At 34.6% G+C, this 15,582-nt stretch carries 23 protein-coding genes, 1 pseudogene and 1 other annotated feature; of the genes and pseudogenes, 6 read left to right on the forward strand and 18 right to left on the reverse strand.

Going from position 1 to position 15,582, the window contains the following annotated elements; genetic code table 11:
- Positions 1-347 precede the first annotated feature (347 nt).
- From rpmA to CWO92_RS10790, 16 genes and pseudogenes are all read right to left on the reverse strand, one after another.
- Complete coding sequence (gene rpmA / locus CWO92_RS10715; RefSeq protein ID WP_055739138.1) at positions 348-638, reverse strand: 50S ribosomal protein L27; 291 nt, start codon at positions 636-638, stop codon at positions 348-350.
- A 12-nt stretch (positions 639-650) separates the two neighbouring features.
- Positions 651-980, reverse strand: coding sequence for a ribosomal-processing cysteine protease Prp (locus tag CWO92_RS10720; RefSeq protein WP_101354193.1), 330 nt, complete (start codon positions 978-980; stop codon positions 651-653).
- Positions 981-992: 12 nt separating this feature from the next.
- Entirely contained in the window at positions 993-1,301 is a 309-nt protein-coding gene (rplU, locus tag CWO92_RS10725) for a 50S ribosomal protein L21 (RefSeq protein ID WP_055739136.1), read from the reverse strand.
- Positions 1,302-1,316: 15 nt separating this feature from the next.
- Positions 1,317-1,399: a sequence feature (ribosomal protein L21 leader region), on the reverse strand.
- Positions 1,400-1,445: 46 nt separating this feature from the next.
- Complete coding sequence (locus tag CWO92_RS10730; protein ID WP_101354194.1) at positions 1,446-2,930, reverse strand: Rne/Rng family ribonuclease; 1,485 nt, start codon at positions 2,928-2,930, stop codon at positions 1,446-1,448.
- A gap of 84 nt (positions 2,931-3,014) precedes the next feature.
- Complete coding sequence (locus tag CWO92_RS10735) at positions 3,015-3,881, reverse strand: M50 family metallopeptidase (protein ID WP_437177536.1); 867 nt, start codon at positions 3,879-3,881, stop codon at positions 3,015-3,017.
- Entirely contained in the window at positions 3,874-4,647 is a 774-nt protein-coding gene (locus CWO92_RS10740) for a M23 family metallopeptidase (protein ID WP_101354195.1), read from the reverse strand. The genes CWO92_RS10735 and CWO92_RS10740 overlap by 8 nt, the downstream gene beginning before the upstream one ends.
- A 516-nt stretch (positions 4,648-5,163) precedes the next feature.
- A complete protein-coding gene (minD, locus tag CWO92_RS10745) occupies positions 5,164-5,967 on the reverse strand; it encodes a septum site-determining protein MinD (protein WP_101354196.1) in 804 nt (267 codons plus the stop codon).
- Between the two features lie 2 nt (positions 5,968-5,969).
- Positions 5,970-6,650, reverse strand: a complete 681-nt coding sequence (minC, locus tag CWO92_RS10750; protein WP_101354197.1) for a septum site-determining protein MinC — start codon at positions 6,648-6,650, stop codon at positions 5,970-5,972.
- A gap of 81 nt (positions 6,651-6,731) precedes the next feature.
- Positions 6,732-7,250 carry a rod shape-determining protein MreD gene (gene mreD / locus CWO92_RS10755; RefSeq protein WP_101354198.1) on the reverse strand — a complete coding sequence of 173 codons (519 nt, stop codon included), beginning with the start codon at positions 7,248-7,250 and terminating at the stop codon, positions 6,732-6,734.
- Positions 7,250-8,128 carry a rod shape-determining protein MreC gene (gene mreC, locus CWO92_RS10760; RefSeq protein ID WP_101354199.1) on the reverse strand — a complete coding sequence of 293 codons (879 nt, stop codon included), beginning with the start codon at positions 8,126-8,128 and terminating at the stop codon, positions 7,250-7,252. The genes mreD and mreC overlap by 1 nt, the downstream gene beginning before the upstream one ends.
- A 181-nt stretch (positions 8,129-8,309) precedes the next feature.
- The gene (locus CWO92_RS10765) at positions 8,310-9,323 is read right to left on the reverse strand and encodes a rod shape-determining protein (protein ID WP_101354200.1); all 1,014 of its coding nucleotides are present in this window, start codon (positions 9,321-9,323) and stop codon (positions 8,310-8,312) included.
- A gap of 320 nt (positions 9,324-9,643) precedes the next feature.
- Positions 9,644-9,946, reverse strand: a pseudogene (radC, locus tag CWO92_RS10770) (RadC family protein); the annotation flags it as partial.
- A 22-nt stretch (positions 9,947-9,968) separates the two neighbouring features.
- Positions 9,969-10,607: a replication-relaxation family protein gene (locus CWO92_RS10775; protein WP_101354202.1), complete on the reverse strand. Its 639-nt coding sequence runs from the start codon at positions 10,605-10,607 to the stop codon at positions 9,969-9,971.
- Complete coding sequence (locus CWO92_RS10780; RefSeq protein WP_101354203.1) at positions 10,522-11,709, reverse strand: FtsK/SpoIIIE domain-containing protein; 1,188 nt, start codon at positions 11,707-11,709, stop codon at positions 10,522-10,524. Before CWO92_RS10780 ends, CWO92_RS10775 begins: the two co-directional genes overlap by 86 nt.
- Positions 11,710-11,713: 4 nt before the next feature.
- Complete coding sequence (locus CWO92_RS10785; protein ID WP_101354204.1) at positions 11,714-11,977, reverse strand: hypothetical protein; 264 nt, start codon at positions 11,975-11,977, stop codon at positions 11,714-11,716.
- Between the two features lie 183 nt (positions 11,978-12,160).
- Complete coding sequence (locus CWO92_RS10790) at positions 12,161-12,343, reverse strand: hypothetical protein (protein WP_101354205.1); 183 nt, start codon at positions 12,341-12,343, stop codon at positions 12,161-12,163.
- A gap of 160 nt (positions 12,344-12,503) precedes the next feature.
- On the opposite strand from CWO92_RS10790, the gene CWO92_RS10795 reads away from it, so the two are divergent.
- The 4 genes from CWO92_RS10795 to CWO92_RS25385 all read left to right on the forward strand — a co-directional run bounded on the left by CWO92_RS10795 (position 12,504) and on the right by CWO92_RS25385 (position 14,060).
- Positions 12,504-12,713 carry a helix-turn-helix transcriptional regulator gene (locus CWO92_RS10795; protein WP_101354206.1) on the forward strand — a complete coding sequence of 70 codons (210 nt, stop codon included), beginning with the start codon at positions 12,504-12,506 and terminating at the stop codon, positions 12,711-12,713.
- The gene (locus tag CWO92_RS10800) at positions 12,710-13,423 is read left to right on the forward strand and encodes a hypothetical protein (protein WP_101354207.1); all 714 of its coding nucleotides are present in this window, start codon (positions 12,710-12,712) and stop codon (positions 13,421-13,423) included. The genes CWO92_RS10795 and CWO92_RS10800 overlap by 4 nt, the downstream gene beginning before the upstream one ends.
- Before the next feature lie 27 nt (positions 13,424-13,450).
- The gene (locus CWO92_RS10805; protein ID WP_101354208.1) at positions 13,451-13,789 is read left to right on the forward strand and encodes a DUF3139 domain-containing protein; all 339 of its coding nucleotides are present in this window, start codon (positions 13,451-13,453) and stop codon (positions 13,787-13,789) included.
- Between the two features lie 115 nt (positions 13,790-13,904).
- On the forward strand, positions 13,905-14,060 hold the full coding sequence (locus CWO92_RS25385) for a hypothetical protein (protein WP_165786664.1): 156 nt from the start codon (positions 13,905-13,907) through the stop codon (positions 14,058-14,060).
- A gap of 21 nt (positions 14,061-14,081) precedes the next feature.
- Here CWO92_RS25385 and CWO92_RS10810 read toward each other — a convergent pair whose 3' ends face one another.
- Positions 14,082-14,417: a YolD-like family protein gene (locus tag CWO92_RS10810; protein WP_101354209.1), complete on the reverse strand. Its 336-nt coding sequence runs from the start codon at positions 14,415-14,417 to the stop codon at positions 14,082-14,084.
- A gap of 1 nt (position 14,418) precedes the next feature.
- On the reverse strand, positions 14,419-14,637 hold the full coding sequence (locus CWO92_RS10815) for a WYL domain-containing protein (protein ID WP_101354210.1): 219 nt from the start codon (positions 14,635-14,637) through the stop codon (positions 14,419-14,421).
- Positions 14,638-14,757: 120 nt separating this feature from the next.
- Between CWO92_RS10815 and CWO92_RS10820 the strand changes: the two genes are divergently transcribed.
- Together CWO92_RS10820 and CWO92_RS10825 are read left to right on the forward strand one after the other, a co-directional pair.
- The gene (locus tag CWO92_RS10820; protein WP_101354211.1) at positions 14,758-15,144 is read left to right on the forward strand and encodes a YhjD family protein; all 387 of its coding nucleotides are present in this window, start codon (positions 14,758-14,760) and stop codon (positions 15,142-15,144) included.
- A gap of 16 nt (positions 15,145-15,160) precedes the next feature.
- Entirely contained in the window at positions 15,161-15,415 is a 255-nt protein-coding gene (locus CWO92_RS10825; protein ID WP_101354212.1) for a hypothetical protein, read from the forward strand.
- Positions 15,416-15,582 lie beyond the last annotated feature (167 nt).

Consider the following 15,582-nt stretch of genomic DNA (forward strand, 5'->3'; position numbering starts at 1 on the left):
ACTTCGAAATCTTCGATGCAAGATTTAGGAACCGTGCAAGAGTAGTTACGAGCTAGTGAAATCAACACTACGGATTTACTGAGTAAAATTTTATTTGTAATTGTATCTAGTGAAAATAGCACTTCCTTTTTCACCTAATGTGACTTAACGTATGGAGGAGAAGTAGAGATCCTCTGGCCCATGGCTGCTTGCGCTAGGACAGAGGCTAATCCTTGTAACACCATTATAGAAAGGCGAAGGAGCCTTGCTGTAGCCAATATTATAACAAACGAAAAGAAATATAATCCTTTCATTCAAATAATATAAAAACCCTAACCGACTTAACGATTAGGGTTTTAAGACGTTTATTATGCTTCTTTCGCAACTGGATAAACGCTCACTTTTTTCTTATCACGGCCCATACGTTCGAAACGAACTACACCGTCCACTTTAGCAAAAAGTGTATCGTCTCCACCACGTCCAACGTTTTCACCTGGATAGATTTTTGTACCGCGTTGACGATATAAAATAGATCCACCAGTTACAAATTGACCGTCAGCACGCTTTGCACCAAGGCGCTTTGCGATAGAGTCACGACCGTTCTTTGTTGAACCTACTCCCTTTTTAGAAGCGAAAAATTGAAGATCTAATCTTAGCATTTGTTTCACCTCCTACCCGAAGGTTATTTTAATATATTTTCCATAATCTTGTTCTATCGTTTGTAATGATACGACCATACCTTGTAATAGTAACTGTACCTTCTCAGCCTGATTACTCGGTAATGTATTAGGAATTTTACACTCCAAGTATCCACCTTCCGATTGTTTAATCAAAGGTTTAACCCCAGTTAATTCCATAATCGCATTAATAGAACCAAAAGATACTGCTGATGCACCTGCACAAACGATATCTTGGCCTTTTTCAGCAAAATCAGCATGACCGCGCATCCTAAAAGAGGATATATTCCCATCAGAATTACGCTTAACTTGAACATGAATCATGTTCGGTCACCCTTATGCATTGATTTTTTCAATGACAACTTTTGTGTATGGTTGACGATGACCTTGCTTTTTATGGTAGTTTTTCTTAGCTTTATATTTGAAAACAACTAGTTTCTTTTGACGTCCTTGCTTTTCAACTTTAGCTGTAACAGTAGCGCCAGCAACAAGTGGGCTTCCTACTTTTACATTTTCGCCACCTACGAAAAGAACTTTGTCAAATGTAACTGAATCACCTTCAGAAGCAGCTAATTTTTCTACGTAAATCGCTTGACCTTCTTCAACTTTGATTTGTTTTCCGCCAGTTTCAATAATCGCGTACATATATTGCACCTCCTCAAATAAACTCAGACTCGCCAATTGCAGGAGTTTTGCAGCCAGTACAAAATCTTATATCCTGAATCGAGCGGTTGTAGCACGGGTGCTACAAACATAACATTAAAATCCTAACATAATGCTAGAATCCTGTCAATAGTCTAACCTATCTCTAAAGACTTCCTCTTTCGTTCCATATTGACGAATAAAATAAACTGGAACTGGATTATCAATTATGCTGAAATTAATTTTAATATGCAGCAACTTTTCTAATCGCTTTAAATGAACATTTTGAGTACCGCAAAAAATAGTCTTCACATTTTCTGTTAGTTCAATTAGAACAGCCTCATGATTAGAAAATTGTCCTTCCCAAAGTTCCCGTTCCAATCGAAAAGCAATGGTTTCCGGACTATAAACCATACCTTTCCCGTGACAGACAGGACATGGCATTTGAATGGTTTCGGGCAAAGATTTTTTCGTCTTTTTCCTGGTTATTTGTGCGATTCCAAGCTCAGTAAATCCTACTATCCGCGAATATTTTTCATCTTTATCTAATTCTTTTTGCAGTCTGTTTTTTACCTCTTGCTGTTGTGTTTTACTTTTCATATCAATGAAATCGACTAAAATAATTCCGCCATAATCTCGAAGTAAAATTTGCTTGCCAATTTCCTCGGCTGCTAGCAGATTGGTTTTATATACTGTATCTTGCAAATTCTGGCGTCCAGTAAATTTTCCCGTATTTACATCAATTACAATCATTGCTTCTGTTTTTTCGATTACAATGTATGAGCCATTACTTAACCAGACAATTTTCTTTAAAGCATTTTCTATCACTTCATCGATATGATAAGCAGAAAAAATATCTTGTTTCTGCCGATGAAAGACGTAATTCCATGTAATATCTTTTCGGTCTTTAGTTTTTTTCTGCAAAGTACTTTTTATCTCATTATCATTCACAATCACAGTTCCCGTTTTAAGCTTAATTAATTCATGAACAACCTCTTCAACGAAGATAGGTTTTTCCCATATTAATGACGAATGAGATACATCTTTTGATAGCTGAATAATTTCTCGATATTTTTCTCGAAGCAGCTCAAGCTCTTTTAAAAAGTCATCCTCTCTTCCCTTAACTGCGTCCGTGCGAATGATAAAACCTTCATGCCCAGTTTTATATTTACTAGCAATAGATTGCCATTTTTCACGTACAGGAGCTTGGTCTACTTTCTTGGATATAGCTATGTAATCGCCATCTGGTATATAGATTAAACTTTCACCAGCTAGTTCAATTATTGCCGTTAAAAGCGGACCCTTGATATCTGTCTCATCTTTTTTAACTTGTACTACTATCTTTTGGCCTTCTTGTATAAATTTTGAAATCGGGAATTTTTCCTTATCAGCATCTGAATTTTGAATATACAAAGGGAGCTGGTCTCGGTGCAAATATCCATTTTTCCCCTCACCAATATCAATAAATGCCGCATTCATTCCTACCTTTACATCCACTACTCTTCCCAAATAAATATTTCCTACCTTTGATTGATCCGTAGGCTGATGGATATTTATCTTAGTAACTTTCTGGTTTTCGATGACCGCAAAACGCTTTTCTCTTGATTTAAAATCGATTACTATTTCGTTCACTTACTAGCACCTGCCAAGAAAACGTAATTTTGCTATTGAATAATAGCAGTTTTCTTCCACATTATACACCAATCTGTAATCCTCTCAATAAACATACAAGATATCTTTAATCTTTGCGGTAACCTGCTTTTCTGCAAAATAGGCATGGAGAATCTCATTTTCATCTAGTTTTCCAAGTTCTCTTCCCTCACTTGTCACTATTAACGGATGTTTACTGCCACGCTGAAATTGCTCTAATACCTTAAATAAATAATCATTACTATCTACAACAATAGGCTTTAAACCTTTAATACGGTTCTTCTTCCCATAGTATCTTTCTAATAAAAATCGGATAAATACATATCGCATTTGCTTCCATTCTAACCATAATGATACATAAAGATAGATTACTACTATCCATATGTTTAGATTGAATGGAGAAAGAAATAGTGAAATAAAATGAAATAATAATAAAAATATAAAGGAGCTTATAATACTTAATCGAAATGCTTGAAGATAAGGAATGTATCTAGAAAAAATCAAATGCAATAACTTCCCCCCATCCAATGGCCAAATGGGTAAAAGATTAAATAATAGTATCATTAAATTGAATTCCATGAACATATGAAAATAGTGATCAGAGATTACTTCTTGACTCCATAAAAAAAGAACTAGTATGGATAGCCAAACATGTTGCAGCGGCCCTGCTGCAATTACGATTAATTCTTCTTTTAATGGCCTATTTCCGTGTTCATCCATCTCAGCCACACCGCCAAACGGAAGGATGGAGATTTTTTTTATTCTCCATGAAAAAAAATGGGCCGCCATTCCATGACCCATTTCATGGATGAAAAGGATGATTAATAGGGTTACCAATTCATTAAATCTTGCAGTTATGACGGCTACCCCCATCACAATCCAAAATAATGGATGAATATGAAATTTTCGAATAAAGTCTAGTATATTATTCAAATTTTATCACCTGTATTGGATCAATAAAGGTTTCACCTTTTCGAATAGCAAAATAAAATTCACCTTTTGATGTATCCTCTGTATTAGAGACCGTTCCTAATTTCGTTCCAGCAGCAACCTGTTCGTATGGATGAACGTTTATTGTTTTTAAATTGCCATACCATGACTCTGTTTTATCAGCATGTTGAATGATAACCGTATTGCCTATATCATCTTTTTTCCCAGCAAAGACAATGGTTCCACTATTCATTGATTTAACAGGTTCATTGTTTTTTGTTTCTATCATCACTCCACGTCCATCGGATGAGAAATTAGTAAGTACACGTCCTGATGCTGCAAGGTCATAGACCGGTTTTGTCTTACTATCTTGTTTCTCCTTGTTTTGAAACGGTAAAAACGCTAAAGGTTTTCCAAACTTTTTTTCATACCAATTAGAAACTGCGGCAAATTGAAATTCCTTATCCATTACCTGCTTCACTACATACCGCGCATCCTGAAAAATAGGTGCATTCGATTTAAAAATGATTGCAACCACAAGCACCAAAAGTGCTGATGCTAGAACCTTAAATAAGAACATTTCTTTGTTCCAAAGTGGATGAATTTTTTCCGAAGGTGGGTCTGTTTCATAGATTGTCATTTCCCCATGATCATCCCATCCATTTTGATCCACGGAAAATGATGATGCTGTTTGGTTTGTGGTTGTCTTTGGTTTTAACTTTTTGCGCCTTTCTATTTGTTTTCTAATTTCATCCGCACGATTTCCCATCCTATCACCCTACTCCTTTTTCACTTTGTACTAATGTATGAGTTGTCCAACTTTCCTATGACAATAACTATGCGAAAACACCTACATTATCTAGGTGTTAGAGCTGGAATTTTAAGGTGAAACTGCGGAATAATCTGTTTGATATGTTGAAACCGGAGTTTGGTGTGGAATATTAGAGAGAAGTGTGCAAAATCATAGGGAAAGTGCGGAATTTCGGGGCAGAACTGTGGAATATTCTGATTGATTCGTTGAAACCTGGGTGTGGTGTGGAAATATTAAAGAGACGTGTGCAAAATCATAAGGAAAGTGCGGAATTTTGAGGTGAAACTGCGGAATATTCTGTTTGATTTGTTGAAACCGGAGTTTGGTGGGGCAATATTAGAGAGAAAGTGCGGAATTTCGGGTTGAATTGTGAAAAAACAGGAGGAAATAAGGAAAATAAGGAGCACTATGAAAAATTAGTAGTTTTATTCATGAGCATAAAAAAAAGAAACTGACAAATGTCAATTTCTTTTGTTATTTTACTCCGAAAAGCTTTTTAATTTTAGAAAATACACCTGTCTTACTTTCTCCAATTGCTTGGAGGGGAACCGATTCTCCAAGAATCCTTCTGGCAATATTTCGATATGCAATGGAAGCTTTACTATTCGGATTTAATGCAATAGGTTCACCTTGATTTGACGAGCGAATTACTTCATCATCATCCATTACAATTCCAATTAGGTCTATGGATAAATGAGTGGTTATATCATCGATATCTAACATATCCCCACTTGACATCATATGATTCCGTATTCTATTGATAATTAATTTTGGAGGATCAATATGTTCCTCTTTTTCTAGCAAACCTATAATTCTATCGGCGTCCCGAACAGCCGAAACTTCCGGAGTAGTTACGACAATCGCTTTCTCAGCCCCAGCCACTGCATTTTTGTAGCCTTGTTCAATTCCTGCAGGACAGTCAATAATAATATAATCATACTCCTGCTTAAGCTCATCCACTAATTTCTTCATTTGTTCCGGATTAACTGCAGATTTATCACTTGTTTGTGCAGCAGGAAGAAGAAATAGATTATCATCAAACCTTTTATCTTTTACTAACGCTTGATGAATTTTACATCGGCCTTCCACAACGTCTACTAAATCATATATGATACGATTTTCAAGACCCAATACAACGTCCAAGTTTCTTAGTCCAATATCCGTATCTATTAGACAAACTTTTTTACCTTGTAACGCAAGCGCTGTACCTAGATTCGCTGATGTGGTCGTTTTTCCAACTCCTCCTTTTCCAGAGGTTATGACAATCGCCTCACCCATGATTAGTATCCCCCTTTAACTCTATTAATATTTGGTCTTAGATGTTTTAATACCTGCAATCGATCAATCACTATATGGTTTGAATCGTCTATGTATGCGCATTCCATTTCATGATGGTCCTCTTTATTATAATGGTCAGGGGCTCTATTCAAGCAATCTGCTATTCGTAATTGAGATGGAATCATAACACTTGCTGCGATAACTGCTTCTCTCATGCCATTCACCCCGGCATGGGCTATGCCTTTTAATGCGCCAAGTATAAAAATATTCCCACCTGCTAATACTGTTCCACCAGGGTTTACATCACCTACAAGCAATAAATCCCCAGGAACCTCGAGGATTTGTCCGGATCTAACGATAGAAGTAATAGAAAAAATATCATTGACCTCTTGTAACTTATTGGCTTCTTCTTTAGTAATTACGTTGCTGGTAATATCTCCAACTACCAAGTTTCGTTTATGTCTCACGAGTTCTTTTAACTCTTCTTCTTGTTCTGCAGTTAGATAACGATTCCCCAATTGTATTTTAACAGAAATCAACGGACTTTCCTCAACTTCAATATGATGTATGGAAAGCTTTTCTTCTAACTCTTCTTTTAATTCCAAATAGGAACATTGATCGTTTAAATGCAGTGTCAAACCATCCTTTGTTCCTTTTATCATGACATTATGTGTCTTCTTCATCGCAAAATGCTCACCTCAGTGGCTTATTAATTCGACAAATAGTGGAGAAATTCCTTTTTTGGAGTATATACTTATGCTTTTTTATTCATCCAATACTTCTTTTTTTAGAGTTTGCATACATTTTCGTAACGGATAGAAGAGGATGAAATAAAAGACTAAATTAAGGATTAATGTAGGAATTAACCTCATATTCAGAAAATCCGTAACTGACATAGTTGTATTGGATATCAAAATATTTAGTCCATATACAATAAATTCAGCTATCGCTATATCAATAATCATTACGAGAGCAGAAACAAAAATATTAGCCTGTAAAACTTTCATAAGAGAAGTCGTAATATAGACAGTAAGCGGAAATACAAATAAATAAACACCTAAAATACCTGTATAAAATGCATCAAACAACATTCCAAATATAAAGGCATATAAAATAGTTCGATTACGAACATAATATATTCCCATTATAATAAGAACCATTAGGAGTAGATGTGGAACAAATATTTTATGCACCCCAAATATTCCATTCGGAAAGAATTCCGCAAATAAACTCTCCAGAATAAAGCAAGCACTTAAAATAAGAGGAAGAACAATACGTTTCATTATTGTCCCCCCCCATTAAGATCTGATAATCCATCCTTATTTACAGAGCTTTTCACGACCATTACATGTTGAATATCATAAAAATCAGCTGAAGGTTTAAGATAGGCTGTTTGAGTTAAGCCATTTTCATCAGGAACAAGCTTTTCAACGGTTCCTATTGGAAGTCCTTCTGGAAAAATATCCGCAAGACCTGAAGTATAAACACTTGCACCTTTTTTCATTTTAAGATCATAGGGAATACCTTTTAAGAGCAATGCCCTTTCTGTTTCATCATATCCTTCAATTGTACCGTAAATAGATTTATTTTTATTACCTAGTAATTTTGCCGAAATTCTATTTTTCGGGTTTACAGCACTTAGTAATTCAACTGTAGAATATAATGCTGATACACTCTTCACCTTTCCAATAAATCCTTCAGAAGTAATAACAGCCATATTCTCCTTAATTCCGCTCGTTTTCCCTTTATTAATTTTAATATGCTCATACCATTGATCAGGATTTCGGGCAATTACAGTAGCTTGAGTTGTAGTATAGGCACTTAAATCATCTTTTTTGCCTAGTATTTTTCTTAATTTTTCATTGTCATCTTTCAATACGCTTACCTCTGAACTAAGCTGTGATAGTTGGTCCAGGCGTGCTTTTAACTTCTTATTCTCGGTATATGTATTTTGAATATCACTAATACTCTCAAAGAAATCTTTCACACTATTTGCAGGAACGGCAATAATGGTTTGTCCAAAACCGACGACATCATTTAAAAATTGCTCTGGCTTAGAAAGATGACCACGTTCACGAAGAGAATATCCTATCAATGCCACTAGTAAGATGATGCTGATGAGCAAGATAATCAGTCGTTTATTCAAAAAAAATTGTGGCATGCTTTGTACACCTCATTAATAGTAATCAAATCGTAATTATTTATCATACGACATTTTTCACAAGTTAATTATAACATACATTATTATGACAAAGAGGATAAAGAAAAAATTGGCCGGTAGACAATACGTCCTATCGGCCCTATTAAAACTTCTTTATCTGTTTAGCTAAGCGCTTTTCTACTTAACGTGAATCCTTTGCTCTATTTTTAAAGAGATGGATATGTTCTAAAGCATCTCCAGTACCTATTGCAACACAGTCAAGCGGATTCTCGGCGATTATCACCGGCATACTAGTTTCTTGACTAATCACCTTATCTAAATTACGCAGCAAGGCACCTCCACCAGTTAAAACAATACCGCGATCCATAATATCTGCTGCAAGTTCAGGAGGTGTTTGTTCAAGAGTGCTCTTTACTGCATCGACGATTGCAAATACAGTATCATGAAGAGCTTGTGCAATTTCCTCTGCTGTAATCTCAATTGTTTTCGGAAGACCTGTAAGTAAATCACGTCCGCGAATTTCCATTGGTTCAATCCCTTTCGGATCTCCAGCAGATCCGATTTCCATCTTTATCGTTTCAGCGGTGCGGTCCCCAATTAAAAGATTATATGTTTTTCTTATATAACTAACAATAGACTCGTCCATTTCATCACCAGCAACTCGAATCGACTGGCTAGTAACAATCCCGCCAAGAGAGATAATAGCTACTTCCGTAGTTCCCCCACCAATATCAACAACCATACTTCCGGTAGGTTCCCAAACTGGAAGATTAGCTCCAATTGCAGCAGCAAAAGGCTCTTCAATGGTATAAGCATCTCTTGCACCAGCTTGACGTGTAGCATCAATAACTGCCCGTTCTTCAACTGCAGTAATGCCAGAAGGGACACAAATCATGACATAAGGCTTGCGTGCAAATGCCCCTTTTTTAGATGCTTGTTTAATATAATATTTCATCATTGTTGCTGTTGTTTCATAATCAGCAATGACTCCGTCTTTCATCGGTCTCAAAGCTACAATATTTCCAGGAGTACGGCCTATCATATTCTTTGCATCATTTCCTACGGCTCTTATTTGTTTCGTATCCGTTTCTATCGCAACAACGGATGGCTCTCGTACCACGATACCTTTACCTTTAATAAACACTAGTGTATTAGCTGTTCCCAGATCAATTCCAAGATCTCTACTACCAAACATGGATGTATCTCCCTTTCTAAAAATACTTCTTTAGGAAAAATCAAAGTCATTTCATATGCGTATTTAAAAGGTTTAATCTCCTCTTTTAGCTTTTCTATTTTATCTAAAAATATTTTGCAATCAGGAGGTTTCGCCAAAAACCATAAACATTATTATAGCGTATCGACAAAAAAATTCATAGTACTGCAATACGGTTTTCAAATAATTTTGTTGCATTTCATTCATAAAATTTATACCGTTTTACTGATGGAATTTTTTCCTATCAATGAAATAAAGATTATGTTTGTCTTCTTCTCACAACAATATTTGTGAAACTGTACTTACAAATACCCTTTTTCTTTTAAACTCACATATTTTTTATCACCAATAATAAGATGATCTAATATATCGATGCCGATGATTTTTCCACACTCTACAAGCCTTTTTGTAACCTCGATATCCTCTCTTGAAGGTGCAGGGTCACCGGATGGGTGGTTATGGATACAAATAATGGATGCGGCCGAGCGTCGAAATGCTTCTTTAAATACTTCACGGGGATGTACAATGGAGGCATTTAAACTCCCAATAAAAATGGTTTGACGATGGAGGACTTGATTCTTTGTGTTTAAATACAAGCATATAAACTTTACATAAATACTTATTTTTTTACCTTATCTCATCAAACGTCCTAACCTCATACCTTATTCTCTTATTAGCTAGCCAATCTTCGAACTTTTTCTTTCTATTTATTGTGTTAGTAAAAAAGTAAAGAATGGGCTGCTGACCAAACTCCATTTTAATAGACGACCACAAGTCTGTATAAGTTTCAATTTTTTTCTGGTTATCCTGCATTTTTCTAATATTATCAATTTCGACCAAATACAAATATCCATTACGGGTGAAAACTGCATCGGCAATGACCCTTTTCTTCGATTTTAAGGCAGTATTACCAAGGGTTAAGGTAAATCCCTTCGGAAGCTTTTCTTCACGCTCAAATGGGCATTCTGTACGCCAATCAAAGGGACATTTAAAGTAGATGTAAACTTCATTAGTGAGTAGTATGTGTTGGATATAAGGGGAGTGTTTTACTTCATGCGAAGACCCGATTAATTCACGACCATGTTTATTTAAATAAATAATCTTTTCGTTTTCTCTGTGTTCATGAATATATGGTTTAAGCTGTTTTACTATCTTAGCTGCATTACGGTATCCACCTAAATCATGGACCCTCATTAATTGTTTTATGGTTGTCGCTCTCATCTTGTCGATTGTCATTAACAATGTCTCGAGACGTTCTTGATTCATTGTATTTCTCCTCCATCATTTTAAACATCTGCTTATCGGTGATATAGGGGACTTGAACAATACGCTTTTTTTCAACCTTATAAATAGCGCGACCAGGTAAAGCTGGTAAATTTTCTGCCCCCGGTTCATCTAAGATAACGCGGCTACCTAATTGCTCCGGAATAGTAAAAGCTATTCGAGTAACAATATTCATTTTCACTTGCATTGGAACAGCAACTTTTGTAGGATACTGTGTAGCAAAGATGAGCCTATAACCTAAACCACCACCAATACGAGCAATTTCTCCAAGTGCCGCCTGGCAGAAATGAGCATACTGTTTAGCTTGTTTATTTGCTAATAAATCTGGTGAAAGTTCTGCTCCTTCATCCACAATGACAAATGTACGCTTTTTAATGTTGGTATCTACAATATTTGTATAGCCGTTTATACGGAATTCCATTTCTCTTTGTTTTAAATCCTCCACAATCTGATTTAATACTTCTGCTGCTTCATATACGTCACATGCCACTTCTTTCACTTGTGGAAGGGACTTATATTTGTAGAACTCTAACCCAGCCTTCAAATCTAAAATATAAAACTCCACATCCTCGAATTGATTCATCATTAAAGAATTCAACATACCTTTAAGAAAAACAGTTTTACCAAATCGCGTTGTTCCACCAGTAAGCATGTGTGGGTATTTATCAAAGTCATGAAATATAGTTCCTGCTGGGTGCTTACCAATAGGGACTTCCCATGTATCTTTGTGAATAAGATCGTTGGAGTAGTTCCATTTCTCTGGTAAATTATGATGATAAATATAAATTTTTAAAACTCCATCAAACTCCCATTCTATTTTTCTGTTTATACCGTCCTCGATTATTTTTTCTGCCTTTTCCATGATGTCTGATCCAATACCAAGAGGAAGGGAATATATAAGAGTTAATTTATCGTCATTGTTGTGTTTTTCAATTAATTTTGGATATATTAGATTATCCCCTTTCCGAATACAAACACCCCTATTTTTAAATATCTCATCAATTTTTTTAGCTTCATCCATTTTCTTTTTTGGTATCAATGCTGCTCCAGTAATTAATGCCGGCAAAGCTAACCATTCAATCACTTTATCACCTCAATTTATTAATAATTTTCCATTCAATCTCTTTGTAACTAGGAATCTTCTCCATATCGAATTGATACAAATGATCAAGTATCGCTTCGTATTCTTCCCTTTCTTCGCAATCATCTACAAGTTTATCCAGATATTCGTATGAATGTAGTAATCCTGTGTGTGGCAAATGCTTAAATCGATTATCTCTTATCCGATTTTTATTCCAATCACTGTTTGCCAGTTCTCGAAACATAGTACCAAGCATGCCGTTCAGACTCATATTCATTCTCCCTTTCATTTTATAGTTCATAGAATTATTCACTGCCCATGGCAATAGGTGAACTGTTCATTGAACTGTTCAGTTTGTTGATACGTATGTTTTCTTGCTTATATTTTTTTGTTCATTTAAACAGGGACTCTTGTATAAAATACGCTCACTCCCTTCGCCTTTTTATACGCTTCTTTAGAGCCAGAACATAAAGCTTTTTGCAAGATGATGAAGTAACCAAAACAAACCTCCAACTTTCGTAAACTCTAACGCTATTTTTATAGCCGATTGGTTTAAATGCTTATCAAATGCAGATAAGAGACAAAGAGTTCCACCAGAAGCTCCTAAAAAGACCATTCCAAATGTTAATGGGTCCATTTTATGTTCACTCTCCTTTTCAATGATTGATACAGTGTATGAGCGAGTGAACTAAAAAATATCTTGTCCATTAATTTTTATTTATCTTTTGTTAAATATTTATTTAAAGGGATTTTGTCCAATCTTATAGAAATGGTAATAATAGAGTAGGTGATTACATATGTTTCAAAACAGAATTGGATATTGGGCAGAACAAAGAGGGATAAAACATAAGCGATTAGCAAAAGAATGTGGAGTTTCTACAGTAACGTTGTCTAAGTGGGTAAATAATAAAACCCAACCAGATTTGAAACAATCTTTTATCTTAGCCCGTATATTAGGAATCGCTGTAGATCAGCTAGGAGAATATCAGGAGGAAGACACACAATGAAAAAAATATTAGCAATAGGAATAACAGGATTGTTGGCTTTAAGTTTAGGGGCATGTGGAGATAAAACATCATCTAATGAATCGAAAGAAAAGCCAAAAAACGAAACATCCTCTAAAACAATAAACACCAAAAAAGAACCTAATGTTACGACAGATATTTTTGAAACGGTTGAAAAAAATATTACCTTTCAAGATGAAAACACAGGAGTATATAAAATTCTAGGTGAATATTTAAACGGAAATACAGAGAATGGAATGTATCAAATATATTTTGGTGACACCAAAGAACAATCTTTTATTCTAAATTATTCTGTAAAACTATCAGAAAACCCCGATGGAGAAAAAGGCCTTTTATTCTTAGAAGAAGGAGATAATACAAAAAGTGGGCAGTTAGTTGATTATTCAGGTACAAAAATTAATATCATTACTGATACTGCTGAACAAATTGGGGATGATATAGATCATGTTACTTCCGAATTTAGTAATGCAGGTGTTTCTTATGAAGGACCTGTGAAAGAAAAAGGGTTTATGTTTATAAAATTTGAAAATCAAGATAAAATACCTAATAAATTAGATATTGATTTTGATGCACCGGATTTATTACAAAAAGATGAAAATGGAGATTTAACTACCGTAGCTGGTGACAGCGATACTGGGACAAAGACATTAGGTAAATCTGAACATGTAACACTTAAACTTTCAAAATTATAATAATTAAAGATTTAAGGAGAATATCTTATGAAGAAGATAATCGGTGTTTTAGTTCTATTAATTTGTATTATAGGTATATCGTCTGGGGTTTTTTATTATATAAATTCAAAAGAAGATGCTAAACAAATGGCTTATGGAAAAGAGATTAGACCTGAGGTATTAACATATTTGAAAAAAGAGGGGTATGATTCTTCTGATATTGTTAAATCTGAAATTCAAATTGATAAAAAAATGAATGATAAGCATGCTGTAAGAATTGCCATCATTTTTGCTGATGATAAAAATCATGTTTATTATTATTTTAAAGATAAAAAAGGCAATATTTATCAAAATGGTGCTACTGGTGAGAAGCACTATGAAGAGTAGTTTAAAATTATTGATTAAATATTAAGCGCATCACTTAAAACGATTAAATCGCCCATTGTGTATGTTTGTCAATGTCTTGAATCGGTTACCAGATAAAAAAAGGGAGATGATAACCATGAGTAGCATTAATAAAATACGAAAAGCTTTATATGGAACAGCCAAGGTGTTAGGGGATGTAAACGCAGTTCAAAAAGGCACTGTAGGGAAAAGAATAGCAAGAAAAGCAGCTGGGAAAGCCACGGGGAAAATGCTTAATAAGTTATTTAAATAAACCGCCCATAATTGGGCGGTTTTAATCGTTTATTCGGACGTTCATTATCTCGCTGAACAAAATATATTCAACTTCATTAAAATCCAAAATAAGCTTTATTCTTTGCTTTACTTGGTCCACAGAATGAACAATCCCTGTTATCTTCTCCACGAATCCATTATCATACACAGTAAACTCAATGGGAAGTTTATTTTCTTTAGCAAAACGAATTCGTTCTTCAAATTCTTGGATTTGATAATCATCTAGTATTGGCATCTGAATTTTTTTGCTATCAATCCACATTTGCTTTAATCCTTCCACATGTTCAGGCATAAAAAATCCTTGCCACTTTTTTATTCCACGATCTTTAATATCCACCCTATGCACCCCTTCTATGTTTTCTGAGAGGTCCAATCGATAAAATGTTACTCATATTGAAAGTACGAACCTGGTTACGTGCAAAACAATAGGCACGGAAATAATCCTCTCCGACCTTTTCAACCGTAATAATACGCTGAGTTATCTCACCTTTACTGGATAAATAAATCATTTCAAGCTTTTTACCAGACTCTATAGCATTCATCAATAAACCTTTCATCGAATGAACCTCCCTTAAATACGAACTAATATTCTTATTATATACGAACAACCGTTCGTTTTCAACTTGATTTAAGAACAAACGTTTGTATATAATTGAATAAAAAAGAGAGGTATCATTATGAGACTAATTCCTGATGAGGATAGAGATATTATTGAAAAAGCTATATACTTACCAATGGTAATAATAGTTCTTAATCATGATTTACAAATAATTAATACTAGTCCTATTAAACTTAAAAAACCATATACAGAATGGATCAAGGAAACAATTAGTACTGTCCAGAAGGAATTATCGAATGTAAAACGATACATGAAACAAAATAATATAAAAGTAGAAAAGGTTAAAACTGAGGAATCATTTACACAATATCTTTTTATATACAAAGGATATGAGGATATTCATAGGTATTTTAATCCGAGGCTTAAAAATCGAACTGAGGAACTGCTAGAGTATTACCTTTATCAAAGGTATAATAGCACTACAACTAAGAACCTTCATGATTAAACTGAGGTGAATAAATTTGATTATAAACATTGATATACATTTAAAATTGGAAGATGAATATTATCAAAAAGGTGGCAGATTTTCCACCCTATCACCATTCAATGGTGCTAATGATGCTGCTAAGTATGCTTATATATACATTAAACAAATCAAAAGAGAACACGGTAACAAAGAGGTTGAAATCGAAAAAGTTATTTATGAGGGTACAGTTGATATTACTGTAGAAGTTCAGAAATTATATAGGAATGGAAATTTATATCTTGTAAAATAAAAAAATTCCCCTCTCGATTGAGAAGGGATTTTTTGTGTGAGGTGAAGGGATGAAGAACTCTCCCTCTATTCTAGGTTATTATGTTTTACTTTCGACAATCAAAATATACTACTTAACCCGCAGTTTTTGTCCAGGAAAAATAATATCTGATTTCAACTTATTCAAGG

The sequence above is a fragment of the Heyndrickxia camelliae genome (assembly GCF_002844575.1).
Classification (GTDB): Bacteria; Bacillota; Bacilli; order Bacillales; family Bacillaceae_C; genus Margalitia; species Margalitia camelliae.